This window comes from Pseudomonas fluorescens, from assembly GCF_902497855.1.
In the GTDB taxonomy this organism is placed as follows: Bacteria; Pseudomonadota; Gammaproteobacteria; order Pseudomonadales; family Pseudomonadaceae; genus Aquipseudomonas; species Aquipseudomonas fluorescens_BI.
In genome coordinates this window covers 40116-53965 of sequence record NZ_CABVHU010000026.1, presented here as the reverse complement: position 1 = coordinate 53965, position 13850 = coordinate 40116, and the positions used below count along the sequence as shown (strand labels likewise).

At 61.4% G+C, this 13850-nt stretch carries 10 protein-coding genes; 8 read left to right on the top strand and 2 right to left on the bottom strand.

Going from position 1 to position 13850, the window contains the following annotated elements; genetic code table 11:
* Nucleotides 1–52: 52 nt before the first annotated feature.
* A complete protein-coding gene (locus tag F8N96_RS32385) occupies nt 53–1108 on the bottom strand; it encodes a 3-keto-5-aminohexanoate cleavage protein (RefSeq protein WP_150801238.1) in 1056 nt (351 codons plus the stop codon).
* Nucleotides 1109–1347: 239 nt separating this feature from the next.
* Between F8N96_RS32385 and F8N96_RS32380 the strand changes: the two genes are divergently transcribed.
* The 8 genes from F8N96_RS32380 to F8N96_RS32345 all read left to right on the top strand — a co-directional run bounded on the left by F8N96_RS32380 (nt 1348) and on the right by F8N96_RS32345 (nt 12541).
* Nucleotides 1348–2400, top strand: coding sequence for an AraC family transcriptional regulator (locus F8N96_RS32380; RefSeq protein ID WP_150801237.1), 1053 nt, complete (start codon nt 1348–1350; stop codon nt 2398–2400).
* 50 nt (nt 2401–2450) lie between these two features.
* On the top strand, nt 2451–3275 hold the full coding sequence (locus F8N96_RS32375) for an SDR family NAD(P)-dependent oxidoreductase (protein WP_150801236.1): 825 nt from the start codon (nt 2451–2453) through the stop codon (nt 3273–3275).
* Between the two features lie 145 nt (nt 3276–3420).
* A complete protein-coding gene (locus F8N96_RS32370) occupies nt 3421–5325 on the top strand; it encodes a DUF1302 domain-containing protein (RefSeq protein WP_150801235.1) in 1905 nt (634 codons plus the stop codon).
* A 37-nt stretch (nt 5326–5362) separates the two neighbouring features.
* Nucleotides 5363–6721, top strand: a complete 1359-nt coding sequence (locus tag F8N96_RS32365) for a DUF1329 domain-containing protein (RefSeq protein ID WP_150801234.1) — start codon at nt 5363–5365, stop codon at nt 6719–6721.
* Between the two features lie 102 nt (nt 6722–6823).
* Complete coding sequence (locus F8N96_RS32360) at nt 6824–7891, top strand: WD40/YVTN/BNR-like repeat-containing protein (protein ID WP_150801233.1); 1068 nt, start codon at nt 6824–6826, stop codon at nt 7889–7891.
* A gap of 28 nt (nt 7892–7919) precedes the next feature.
* Nucleotides 7920–10418 carry an efflux RND transporter permease subunit gene (locus F8N96_RS32355; RefSeq protein ID WP_224794159.1) on the top strand — a complete coding sequence of 833 codons (2499 nt, stop codon included), beginning with the start codon at nt 7920–7922 and terminating at the stop codon, nt 10416–10418.
* A gap of 153 nt (nt 10419–10571) precedes the next feature.
* Entirely contained in the window at nt 10572–11738 is a 1167-nt protein-coding gene (locus tag F8N96_RS32350) for a lytic transglycosylase F (RefSeq protein WP_224794158.1), read from the top strand.
* Between the two features lie 140 nt (nt 11739–11878).
* Entirely contained in the window at nt 11879–12541 is a 663-nt protein-coding gene (locus F8N96_RS32345) for a hypothetical protein (RefSeq protein WP_150801231.1), read from the top strand.
* Nucleotides 12542–12585: 44 nt separating this feature from the next.
* Here the strand turns inward: F8N96_RS32345 and F8N96_RS32340 are convergent, their stop codons facing one another.
* The gene (locus F8N96_RS32340) at nt 12586–13836 is read right to left on the bottom strand and encodes an MFS transporter (RefSeq protein ID WP_150801230.1); all 1251 of its coding nucleotides are present in this window, start codon (nt 13834–13836) and stop codon (nt 12586–12588) included.
* Between the last annotated feature and the right edge of the window lie 14 nt (nt 13837–13850).

The following is a 13850-nucleotide window of genomic DNA, read 5'->3' as shown; positions in this document are numbered from 1 at the left end:
CGCTACGTGCGAAGCGCGCATGGACCGGGGACGCACGCCTCGCAAGTCTGACTCAGCCGAATTGCGTAAAGCCTTTGTGGCCGGGCTTGCGGTTCGGCGCAAAACCGTTTTCGGCCAGGGTTTCATCGGCGTCCTTGTAGAAGGTGCCGATCTTGTAGATCTCGCGGGCTTCTTTGCCGTTGGCCACTTCGCGCCCCATTTCCCGGGAAATGCGCACCAGTTGCTCGATCTGCTCGACATTGCTCATCTTGCGGTCACGGCCCTGGGTCCATAGGTTGTCCTCGGTGCCGCAACGCACATGCATGCCCATGGCAATCGCCATCACGTTCAGCGGCAAGACATTGAGCATGGCGGTTTCCAGGGTCAGCACGGCGCCGTCCGGGCAGGCACGCACGAAGTTCGCCAGGTTGTAGAGGTTGGGCGCGTCGGAGCCGCCACCAATCGCCACCCAGGTCAGGACCAACGGCACATTGCACACGCCGCGGCGCATCATGCGCTCGACCGTTTCGAACGAAGGGATGTTGCCCAGCTGGAATTGGGTCTGGATGCCACTGGCCGAGAGACGCTTGATGTGTTCCTCGACCCACTCGGGGCCGGCCGGAATGGTCATCTCGCGGTAGGCGCGATAGATCTCCGGCGTGGCAATGCTGGTGCCGGCCAAGTCGGCTTCGCACATCTGCTCGACGATGTTCATCTGGTTGCTGTTGATGGCAATCGTCACCTGGTCCGGCGCCGGCGAAAGCTGGGCGAGCATGTGGCGCGTGTCATCGGACAGCCATTTGGCGACGTCGCTGTCACCCTCCGGGGCGAAGGAAATCGAGCCGCCGACCTGGATGATCATGTCCGGTACCGCTTCACGGACGCCGGCGATCAGCTCGTTGAACTTGGACAGTCGCTTGGAGCCCTTGCCGTCCAGTTCGCGGACATGCAGGTGAAGCACCGTGGCGCCGGCGTTGTAGCAGTCGACTGCCATCTGCACCTGCTCGGCCATGGTCACCGGAATGTCTTCCGGGAAGTCCGAAGGCACCCACTCGGGAGCGTAGGGTGCAACGGTAATGACCAGCTTCTGTTGATTTTCGGGGTGCAGCGATCCGTCAAGAAAGTTCATGCATGTCTCCAGTCTGTTGTTGTTTTTGTGCTTTGAGGGTTTCAGGTGGTGCATGGCGATTACTTTGGGGCAGTCCACAAGGTGAAACTTCTCATTACGTGCCAAAAACCTTTCAATACGTGTCAAACCAGCGAGCTGTTTTGTGCCGGTTTGCTCGTTGCGCGAATGCTCAATCGGTGCCATACAGTCGATTACAGGCTTCGCCGCAGCATGCAGTCGACACCACGGGAGGAGGGGCGATGGAAGCGTTTGTACGGGCTGCAACCCTCAAGAACTACACAGAGATTGCCCAGAGCCTTGGTCTGAATCCGGGCGAGATGCTGCGTGGCGTCGGCCTGACGCCCTTCATGCTGAACGACCCGGAATGCATGCTGCCGCTGGAGGCGGCGCTCAAGCTGCTGGAGAGCTCGGCGGCTCGTTCATCCTGCCCGACATTTGGCCTGCGCATGGCAGAGGCCCGGCGACTGTCGGACCTGGGCGCCATCAGCTTGCTGTTCAGTCATCAGCGCACACTGCGCGACATGCTGCTCACCAGCATCGAATATCGGCACCTGCTCAACCGGACGCTGGCCATGAACATGGAAACCGTGGGTAACACGGTGCTTATCCGCGATGAAATCATGGCCGAGGCGGGCGTACCCAAGCGTCAAGCCGCTGAACTGGCCATCGGCATCCTGCACCGCACCTGCAAATCGCTCATGGGCAGCCACTGGCATCCGCGCAGCATTCATTTCAGCCATGAAGCACCGGCAAGCCTGGAGCACTACGCGCGATTCTTTCGTTGCCGGGTGGTGTTCGACGCCGAATTCGACGGCATCGTCTGTAATGTCGCGGATATCGATCAACTCAATCCACAAGCCGACCCGGCGATGGCTGGCTATGCTCGCCAGTTCATGGACTCGATGGCGGGCGCCAGCGAACCCTCGGTGATTTTCGATGTGCGCAAGGCCATCTATCTGTTGATGCCAGTCGGGCGCGCCACTATCCATCAAGTCGCTTATGCCCAAGGCGTCAGTGTGCGAACCCTGCAACGGGAACTCGATGAGGTCGGCCTGACCTTTTCCGAACTGCTGAACGGCGTACGTCGCGAACTGGCATTGAGTTACATGGAAAACAAAAACTATTCCCTGCAGCGTGTGGGCATGATGATCGGTTATGCAGTTCCGACTTCGTTCACTCGCTGGTTTTACACTGAGTTCGGTTGTTCGCCACGGGCATGGCGAAACCGCAGCAAACAGGTAGGCAGCGATTCGTCCGCCTCGCCGGTGGATGTCCCGCCAGGTCAAGGCTGATGCACAAATCCGGGCAACACTGCGTCCTCCTCTAAGACGGAGTGTTCCCCATGAAAATGAATGGTCGAGTGGTCTTGATTACCGGTGGCGCAGGCGGGCTGGGGCAAGCCATTGCCCTGCGCATGGCCAGCGAAGGCGCCTGCGTGGTCATCTGCGATATCAACGAACAGGCGCTTGAAACCACGCGCAGCATGATCGAGGCGCGCGGCGCGCAGTGCCTGGCGCTGCGTTGCGATGTCTCGTCGAGTGCTGAAGTGAACGCCATGTTCGAGCAGATCGACGCGCGTTTCGGCACGCTGCACATCCTGGTCAACAATGCCGCCCTGGTGCCGGATAAACCCCATGATGACGAGCGACGCAAGCGTCATTACGCGCTGATGACCCAGCCGCTGCCCCGCCAGTCGCTGGAGATCACCCGCAACATGGACGATGGGGAGTGGAAGCGCTTCTGGGCGGTGAACGTCGACGGCGTGTTCTATTGCACCCGCGCCGCCTTGCAGCGCATGGAGCCACAGGGCTACGGCAAGATCATCAACATCGCCAGCATTGCAGGAATCTCCGCGATGGGCGCGCACAGCCCGCACTACTCCGCAGCCAAAGGCGCGGTGATTGCCTTCACCCGTTCGGTGGCCTACGAGGTGGCCGGCGCCAATGTCCAGGTCAATGCCATCTGTCCCGGTGGCGTACAGACCCCGGCCTTCGAGCGCTACCTCGCGCAGCAATCGCCCGAGCAACTGAGCGTATTCCAACAGGTCATGCCGCTGGGGCGTCTGGGCAAGGGCGAGGAATACGCAGCGCTGGTATCCCATCTGGCCTCTGACGAGTGCTACCTGGTCGGCTCGATCATCAACGCCGGTGGTGGCACCTACATCTGAGGTATTTCGGGACGTCGGTTGGACGGCCGGTCGGCCTGTCTGTCGGACGTCCCGAAATGTCAAAGCAGTGCCCCGCAAAGTCAATCCGGATTTCAGCGCTGATCTTAGAGTGAGTTCAACAAAAACAATAAAGGTGTATCACTCGATGAAGAGTCGCAATCTCCTGCCCGTGCGGCGCCAGTTGCTTGCCACGGCTATCCTGGTCACGAGCCTGCCGGCCGCCCACGCTTTCGAGTTGGACACTGGCAGCGAAGACTGGTCCGTGCGTTTCGACAACACCGTCAAGTACAACTATGGCGTGCGTACGGAAAGTGCCGAGCAGCGCCTCCTGGGCACGCCCAACAGTAACGACGGTGATTACAACTTCCGTAAGGCCGGCACCAACATCACCAACCGTGTCGACCTGTTGTCCGAGCTGGATGTGGTCTACCAGAGCAAGATGGGTTTTCGTGTCAGCACCGCGAGCTGGTACGACAAGGCTTATGAAAATACCGGCTCGAACGCCAACCCGTTCGTCAACGGCAACGATGATTATTCGTCGATTGCCGGGTTTGGCGGGCGTCCGGCAGCCCCCGCCATTTTCGGCAGCCCGCACCTGAGCAATTATGCCCAGCGTTACTACAACGGCCCGTCCGGTGAAGTCCTCGACGCCTTTGTGTTCTACAACACCCAAATTGGCGACGAGTCCCTGCTGGGGATCAAGGCCGGTCAACACAATGTGTTCTGGGGCGAGACGGTACTCAATCCGGTGCACTCGCTGAGCTACGGCCAGGCGTCCCTCGATCTGGCCAAGGCGGCAGCATCGCCCGGTACCGAAGCCAAGGAACTGTTCGTTCCGCGCAACCAGATTTCAACCACCTTCACCCTCACCCCCGAACTGACCTTCGGCGCCCAGTACTTCCTTGATTGGGAAGGCGCTCGATTGCCTGAGGCCGGTACCTTCTACAGCGGTTCCGATGTGGTGGGCTTCGGCGCGCAGTCGTTTCTGCTGGGGCATACGGGTGGCGCGGGACTGGCGGGGCCGAATGGCACGTTGACGACTGTTCGACGCGGCCATGACTTCACCCCGGACAATCGGGGTGACTGGGGCTTGATGGCCAAATGGTCGCCCGAGTGGCTGGACGGCACATTGAGCGCCTACTACCGCAAGACCTCGGACATTCTGCCGCAAGCCGTGCTGGACACGCGCGGCCTGAGCAGTGTTGGCGGGGTAGCCGGGCTGCGCAATTCGATCGGCACCGCCACCTATGAATTCGCCTATGGCGATGACATCGACATCTACGGCCTGAGTCTGTCCAAGGAAGTGGGCGGTGTCAGCATCGGCAGCGATCTGAACATTCGCCACAACATGCCGCTGGCGAGCATTCCGGCGATCATCAGTGCCTCAGGCCCCGGTGGGTTGCAGGCCGGTCTTGGCTTGCTCCCTGCCCGCAGCCCGGGTACCGGCGTGATCACCGATGTGCCGCGCGACGGTGACAGCCTGGCCGCCACCGGCAACACGCTGCACTGGACCATCAATGGCCTGGTCACGATCGCCGACACCCCGTTTTTCGATTCGGCCAACCTGCTGGGCGAGCTGTATTACAGCAACCTGTTGAGCCTCGATAGCAAAAACAAGGCGCTCTACAAGGGCGAAGACACCTACCGCGGCATCGACAAACCTACCCGTGACAACTGGGGCATCGCCGTCAACTTCACGCCGACCTGGTACCAGGTGTTTCCCGGCGTGGACCTGAGCGCACCGATGTCGGTCAACGTCGGCATCGACGGCGTTTCGCCGGTGGTCGCGGGCGGGGCGGAAGATGCCGGCAACTACGCCGTAGGGATCAGCGCTGCCGTCTACAGCCAGTATTACGTCGACCTCAAGTACGTCGACGCCTTCGGCAAAGCCAGCAAGTGTGACGACGGCGCAACCGACGGCTCAACGCCCAACGCCCTGGACGGCACGCAGCGTTACACCTGCTACGGAGGCGGTTATGCATCCGCTTCCGGCGCCGGCGCCACCGAGGATCGGGGCGCCCTGTACCTGACCCTGAAAACCACCTTCTGATCCACCCATTGCCAAGCGCATGCCGGAGAACAATAAGATGAAATTCGCCTATACCCTGATGGCCGCCTCCATGGCCCTGGCCCTCGCCGGGCCGACCCACGCAGCGGTCGACGCTGCCGAAGCCGCCAGATTGGGCAACCAATTGACTCAGGTCGGCGCCGAGAAAGCCGGTAACGCCGACGGCTCCATTCCCGCTTACCAGGGTGGTTTGACCACCCCGCCAGCCGGCTTCAAGGCGGGCGACAGAGCGCGCCCCGATCCTTTCGCGGCGGAAAAACCGCTGCTGGTGATCGACGGCAAGAACGTCGACAAGTACAAAGGGCAGCTGACCGCGGTGAGCGCCGAACTGGCCAAGCGTTATCCCAGCTTTCGCATCGAGGTCTACCCGACGCACCGTACGGCTGCGCTGCCCAAAGGCGTGCTGGACAACACGGTAAAAAATGCCACCGCGGCGCGCTCGACCGAAGGCGGCAATTCCATCGAAAATGCGCTGCCAGGCATTCCATTCCCGATCCCGAAAACCGGCGCCGAGGCCATCTGGAACCACTTGCTGCGCTACCAGGGCGTCAACATCCAGAGCAAGTACGACAACTGGAACATCGACGCTGCCGGTGTCGCCAGCCTGGCCACGACCGGCAGCGCGCAGATCAACTATGCCGCCTATGACGACCTGTCCAAACCGCTTGCGGCCGCGGACACCTATTACCAGACCAAGCTGGTCTTTACCGGTCCCGCCCGGCGTGCCGGTGAGGCTGTCATGGTGCGTGATTCGGTCAATCCGCTGGAGCAACCGCGCCGTGCCTGGCAATACCTGCCAGGGCAGCGCCGGGTGAAGCTGGCGCCGAGCCTGGCTTACGACACGCCTAACCCGGGCGCCGCCGGCGCCTCTACCTGGGACGATTCTTTCGTATTCAACGGTGCGCTGGACCGCTATGACTGGAAGCTGGTGGGCAAGCAGGAAATGATCGTTCCGTACAATACCTACCGTGTGACCTATCAGAACGATTTGAAGCCGATGATGACCCCGAACCACTTGGCACCGCAGTTCGTTCGCTGGGAGAAACATCGGGTATGGGTGGTCGAGGCGACCCTCAAGCCGGGCGCTCGACACATTTACGCCAAGCGCCGTTTCTACCTGGATGAGGACAGCTGGGTCGCTCTGGCATCCGACCAATACGATGCGAACGGCCAGCTGTACCGCGGCGTCTACACCTTCCTCAGCCAAAGCTATGACCAGCAAGTACCGGACGCCACGCCTTACCTGAGTTACGACCTGATCGGCGGCACCTATAGCGCCGTCGGCTTCCCGGGCCCATACGGCGGCATCAAATACAGCGAGGGGCTGAGCAAGACTCAGTGGTCACCGGAATCGCTGGCGGGTGCCGGTATCCGTTGATGGCCTCATCGCTGCTCGCTACTGCCGATTCCTGATCGAACGGTTTTTGCGCCGGGTTGTATTCACGTACACACCGGCGCCTTTTTGCCACGAGGCCGCACTATGGGCTCCCATAACAACAAAATTGTGCTGCTGATGCTGGGTGCGTTGCTGCACAGCGGCGCGCAGGCAGCGACCTACGTCGACGTGTTGGATCTGCCGTCCCGGCCCAGTGCCCTGGCCGCGCGCAGCCCCTTGCTGGGCATTGCCCATGCGGGACAACGACTGGTCACGGTGGGTCAGCGCGGGCACATTCTTTATTCCGATGATGCCGGCCAGAACTGGCAGCAGGCTGGCGTGCCGGTCAGCTCCGACCTGAACGCCGTGCATTTCCCGACCGCCGAGCAGGGTTGGGCAGTGGGCAACGATGGCGTGGTGTTGCACAGCAGTGATGCCGGCGCTACCTGGAACAAGCAGCTCGATGGCCGCGAGATCGGCGACTTGATGCTCAAACACTACAGCGCCTTGGCCAGCGCCGAGCCGGATAATGAACAATGGGCCGGGCTGGCCGCCGAAGGCCAGCGGCTCATCGAGGAGGGCGCCGACAAGCCGTTTCTCGACGTCTGGTTCGCCAACGATCAGCTCGGTTATGTGGTCGGAATGTTCAACCTGATCCTGCGCACCGAGGACGGCGGTCGGCACTGGGTGCCGTTTCAGGATCGGACCGAAAATCCGCAGGGTTTTCACCTCAACGCCATTGCCGCGACGGGGGATGCGCTATACATCGCTGGCGAGGAAGGCCTGCTGCTCAAATGGGATAACGCCCGGCAGCGCTTCATGGCATTGCAGACACCGTATCAAGGCAGCTTTTTTGGTGTGGTCGGCAAGCCTGGCGAAGTCCTGGCCTACGGCTTGCGCGGGCATGTGCTGCGCAGCACCGATGGCGGTGCCACCTGGCACCCGCTCGATAGCGGTCTGCAGGCCAGCATCACCGCTGCCGTTGTCGACGCCGATGGCCGTTTCCGGATGTTTACCCAGGCCGGGCACATGCTCGTAAGCGGTGCTGGCGACGTTGCGCTGCAACGGCTGCCACAAGCGCAGCAATCACCGGTGGCCGGTGCCGCCCTGGCCGCCAACGGCGCGCTGTTGCTGGTCGGCAGTCGTGGTGTGCGTGTGTTGCCCGTCAAATAACAATAAGAACCAGAGCGAGTACCCAGACATGGGCAATTTGAAACAAGACACCCTGCCGGTGATCCGCGAACTGCCGGACTTCGACCGGCGTTCCGGCAATTGGCTGGAACGGCTGGTGTTCAACTATCGGCCGCTGTTCATGCTGTTCATGGCCCTGGTTACCCTGGTGCTGGGTTACATGGCCGTGACCCGTCTGGAGTTGCGTCCCAGTTTCGAGAAGATGATCCCGCAGAGCCAGCCGTACATCCAGAACTATCTGGAAAACCGCCAGTCGCTGCGCGGCCTGGGCAACTCGGTGCGGGTGGTGGTGGAAAACACCGAGGGCGACATCTTCGATCCGCAGTACTTGAAGGTCCTCAAACAGGTCAACGATGAACTCTTCCTCACCCAGGGCGTCGACCGCGCCTGGATGAAGTCGCTGTGGAGTTCGGCCGTACGCTGGACCGAAGTCACCGAGCAAGGCTTCCAGGGCGGCCCGGTGATGCCCGACAGTTATCAAGGCTCGCCATCGGACATCGAACAGCTGCGGCAGAACATCAACCGGGCCGGCATCGTCGGCAGCCTGGTGGCCAGCGATTTCAAATCGAGCATGCTGATCGTGCCGCTGCTGGACAAGACCTCCGCCACCGGCCAGAGCCTCAACTACCAGGAATTCTCCCGGCAGCTCGAAGAGCGTCTGCGCGACAAGATCGAGTTTGCCGGCCATGGCGCCACGCGCGAGGCAGGGGAGGAGGGCACGGGCAAGTACAAGGTGCGGGTGATCGGGTTCGCCAAACTGATGGGCGACCTGATTGACGGGCTGATCCAGGTGATGCTGTTCTTCGGCCTGGCCGTGGTCACCTCGCTGGTCATCATCTATTGCTACACCCGCTGCGTGCGCAGCACCTTGCTGGTGGTCGGCTGTTCGCTGATCGCGGTGGTCTGGCAACTGGGCATCGTCGCCTGGCTGGGTTATGCCATCGACCCGTACTCGGTGCTGGTGCCGTTCCTGATCTTTGCCATCGGTGTGTCCCACGCGGCGCAGAAGATGAACGGCATCATGCAGGACATCGCCCGTGGCACCCACAAGCTGATCGCTGCCCGCTACACCTTCCGCCGCCTGTTCATCGCCGGGGTCACTGCGTTGCTGGCCGATGCGGTGGGCTTCGCGGTGCTGATGCTGATCGACATCCCGGTGATTCAGGATTTGGCCATCACCGCCAGCATCGGTGTGGCCGTGTTGATCTTCACCTCCCTGCTGCTGATGCCGGTGGCGCTGTCCTACATCGGTGTCGGGCGCCAGGCGGCCGAGCGTGCACTGAAGATCGACAGCCGCGCCGCCGGGCATCGTGGCCTTGGCAAATTGTGGGACATGCTCGATCGCTTCACCACGCGCAAGTGGGCGACCGGCGCGGTGCTGGTGGCGGTGATCCTGGGGATCGGCGGATTCGCGGTCAGCCTGCAACTGAAGATCGGCGACCTCGACAGCGGCGCTCCGGAACTGCGCACGGACTCGCGCTACAACCGTGACAACGCCTACATCACCAGCCACTACGCGCTGTCCAGCGATATGTTCGCGGTGATGATCAAGACTGCACCGGAAGGCTGCCTGAACTACAACACGCTGATCCTCGCCGACCGGCTGGCCTGGGAGCTGCAGCAGTCCCCCGGGGTGCAGGCGACGTCGTCGCTGGTCAACGCCGTACGGCAGATCACCGCCGGCACCTACGAGGGCAACCCCAAGCTCAACAGCATCCAACGCAACCAGAACGTGTTGAACTACGCGGCGCAACAGGCCTCGGTCAACGCCCCGGAGCTGTTCAACACCGATTGTTCGCTGATGCCGGTCATTGCCTACCTCAAGGACCACAAGGCCGAAACCCTGGACGCCGTGGTGGCCATCGCCGACCGGTTCGCCCGGGAAAATAGCAGCGAGGAGCGCCAGTTCCTGCTAGCCGCGGGCAATGCCGGCATCGAGGCGGCGACCAACATCGTGGTGCGCGAGGCCAACCGGACCATGCTGCTGTACGTCTACCTGGCAGTGACGCTGTTCTGCCTGATCACCTTCCGCAGTTGGCGCGCAACGGTGGTGGCGCTGTTGCCGCTGGTGCTGACCTCGATTCTCTGCGAGGCCTTGATGGTCGCCATGGGCATCGGCGTCAAGGTAGCGACCCTGCCGGTGATTGCACTGGGTGTCGGGATCGGCGTGGATTACGCGTTGTACCTGCTCAGCGTGCAGTTGCAATACCAGCGTCAAGGCTTGTCGTTGTCGCAGGCTTACCGTAACGCGGTCGCATTCACCGGCCGGGTGGTCGGCCTGGTGGGCATCACCCTGGCGGCCGGCGTGGTGTGCTGGGTCTGGTCACCGATCAAGTTCCAGGCGGACATGGGCATCCTGCTGACCTTCATGTTCCTGTGGAACATGCTCGGGGCCTTGATTCTGATACCGGCGCTGTCGTACTTCCTGTTGAACGCCGAACGGCGCAAGCAGCAAACCGTGCCGCTGCCTGCGGTCCCGGAGCCACGCTTGAACCGCTCCGGGGTTTGAGTAAAGAAAGAGAACCATCCGCGGGCGTGCCCCGCAAGGTCAAGTCTGAACTAAGCTTTCCATGTGCTTGCGGTCTTTGCATCCCCATGTTGATTTCGGAGATGAATCCGCTTGAAACACTCAGACGAAAACACCGTGTGGAGCACTGACCATGTGTTCATTCCGGTCGCACGGGATGAACTGCTGTCGGCGCTGGCTACCGGCAAAGGCGATATTGCGGCGTCTAACCTGACCGTGACTGAGGAACGCAAGCACCTGGTTGATTTTTCGTTACCTGTCTTTCGCAACGTCAGCGAAGTAGTGGTCTCCGGCCCCGACTCGCCCGCGGTATCCAGCGTGGACGAATTGGCGGGGCAGGTGGTCTTCGTTCGCAGGTCCTCCAGTTATTACGAGAGCCTCACAGCCATCAACCAGCGCTTCGCCAACGAGAATAAAGCAGCGGTCATCCTCAAGGAGGCACCGGAGGCCTTGGAGGACGAGGATCTGATCGAAATGCTGAACGCCGGCATGATTCCGTTGATCGTGGTGGACAAGCACAAAGCGGACTTCTGGAAGAACGTGTTCCCGACTATCAGAGTGCACGATGACATCGTCGTACGCTCCGGCGCAGACATTGCCTGGGCGATGCGCAAGGGCAGCCCGCAACTCCAGGCGGCCGCCGACGATTTCATTACGCGCCACGGCCAGGGCACCACCGTCGGCAACATGATTCTGGCGGGTTATTTTAAAAACGATAAATATGTGAAGGCCGCCGTCTCCGAGTCGGAACGCAAGAAGTTCAGCGCATTGGTTCAGTATTTCCAGCGGTACGGTGACCAGTACGATGTGGACTGGATACTGATGGCGGCCCAGGGATATCAGGAATCCCGGCTGGATCAGGCCGCCAAGAGCAAGGTGGGCGCCATTGGTGTCATGCAGGTCATGCCCGCCACCGGCAAGGAGCTTGGCGTCGGCAACATTGCTCAAGTCGAGCCGAACATCAACGCGGGCATCAAGTACATGCGCTGGATGATCGACCAATACTACGGCAAGGAGCCCATGACCAATCTGGACAAGGCCCTGTTCGCCTTTGCTTCTTACAACGCAGGGGCGGGCAGAATATCCAGACTGCGCAAGGAAGCCGCTATCCGTGGACTGGATCCGAACGTCTGGTTCCACAACGTCGAATACATTGCCGCCGAGAAGATCGGCGCGGAGACGGTGACCTACGTCAGTAATATCTACAAGTACTACATTGCCTACCAACTGCTCATTGAAGCCCAAGCGGCGAAAGAAGAGGCGGCGCAGAAGCTTGAAGATCAGAGCAAGGCGGCGTTGTGACGGGGCAGCGTGGTCTGGACAGGGCTTTTCGCACTACACTGAAACGGGTTGAAACCTACCGATGAAAAAGACCGGTGTTTTAGCCTGTGACCCCGACGCAAAGGGCATCGGGCTGACGCAGCCGTGGCGAGGATGACAGCATGCAAGGCACAGGAGAGCAAAAGCGGGCACGCGTGCTGGATCCGGTCGAGCGCATTACGGAAGTGATCTTTGGCCTGCTCATGGCAATGACCTTCACTGGCACGATCAGCGTGGCGACGGCGGGCCAGGAAGCGGAACGTACGATGATGATCGCCGCGCTGGGTTGCAACCTCGCCTGGGGACTGGCGGATGCCGTGATGTATTTACTGCGGACGCTGATCGAACGCACTCGCAACCGTACGCTACGGGCCAACCTGAGCGGTACAACTGACGCAGCCACCGGCCAGGCGCTGATTGCCGATGCGTTGCCACCGCGTATTGCGGCAGTGGTGGGCACGGATGAGCTGGAGTCGCTGCGTCGCCGCGTGATCGAGTATTCATCCATGCCCTTGCAGCCACGCCTGGGCTGGGATGACTTCAAGGGGGCGGTGGGGGTTTTCCTGCTGGTGGTGTTCTCGACATTCCCACTTGTAATGCCGTTTCTGTTACTCGACCAGACGGACCTTGCCGTACGTGCCTCTAACCTGGTCGGACTCGCGGTGCTGTTCATCGCCGGTTGGTTGCTGGCCAAATACGCAGGCGCAAAACCCTGGCAAGGCGGTATTGCGTTGGCAGTCACCGGCGCTGTCCTGATCACGGCGATCATCGCGCTCGGAGGATGACTTGTTTTGTGTGCAGAGTAACTCCTGCGTCCAGGTGTGGCTCTTTAATATCGAGCCTGCGCTCTCGCCTTGATTACCCACAATCCCAGTAAAGCCAGAACAGCAAAGCCTGCGCCCACCAGGAAGGTACCCTGGAACCCTACCGTATCCCACAGCGCCCCGGCGATCACACTGGCCAGCAGCAAGGTCAGTCCGGTCAACAGATTGAACATGCCGAAGGCCGTCCCGCGCAGTTCAGCCGGCGCGCGGTCGGCAACCAGGGCGGCGAATATTCCTTGGGTAAACCCCATGTGCAGCCCCCATAGGACGACGCCGACGACCAGGCCACCGATACCCGGCACGAAAGCCAGCGTCAGATCGGCCGCGACCAGCAACAACAGACCCGCGCCGAGCACCGCCACGCGACTGACACGATCGGACAAGGCCCCGGCGGGATAAGCTGACAGTGAGTAGGCCACCCCCATCAGCACCATCACCGCTGGCGCCCACATCGGCTCCAGCCCGACGGCTTGACCGCGCAAGATCAGAAAGGCTTCGCTGAAACGCGCCAGGGTGAACACCGCAGCGACACCCACCACCCACCAGTAGGCCGCGCCCAGCCGGGCCAATTCCCGCCGGCTCAAAGGCGCACGCACCCGGCGCTTCCCTTGCGCTTGTCGGGGCTCATGCACAAACACCAGCAGCACCGCGACGGCAAGGAATGCCGGGATGACGGCCACCCAGAACACTGTCTGGAAGTGGTTCGCGGTCAGCCACATCAATCCGATCGCCAGCATTGGCCCCAGGAATGCACCCACGGTATCCAGCGTCTGACGCAGGCCGAAAGCCGCCCCCCGAATGGCCGGTGGCGTGATATCGGCGACCAGCGCATCGCGTGGGGCGCCGCGAATTCCTTTGCCGATACGGTCGATAAAGCGCGCACCGATCAGCCAATCCAGGGAGCCCGCCAAAGGAAAGATCGGCTTGGACAGCGCCCCCAGCCCATAACCCAGTGCCGCGAGCAGTTTGCGCTTGCCCAATCGATCACTGAGTGCCCCGGAAAATACCTTGGTGATCGACGCCGTAGCCTCGGCTATGCCCTCGATCAGGCCCACCGCGAGCACGGAAGTACCCAGTACTGTCACCATGTAGAGCGGCAACAAGGCATGGATCATCTCTGAGGAGATGTCCATCAACATCGAAACGAAGCCCAGCGCCCAGATGCCGCCAGGCATGGTGCGCCAGCTGTTGCGGGTTGACGCTTGCTCGACTGGCGCGGTAACCGGCGTGTCACCCGACGGATCAGTGGTTTTCATCATGAGCCTCGAAA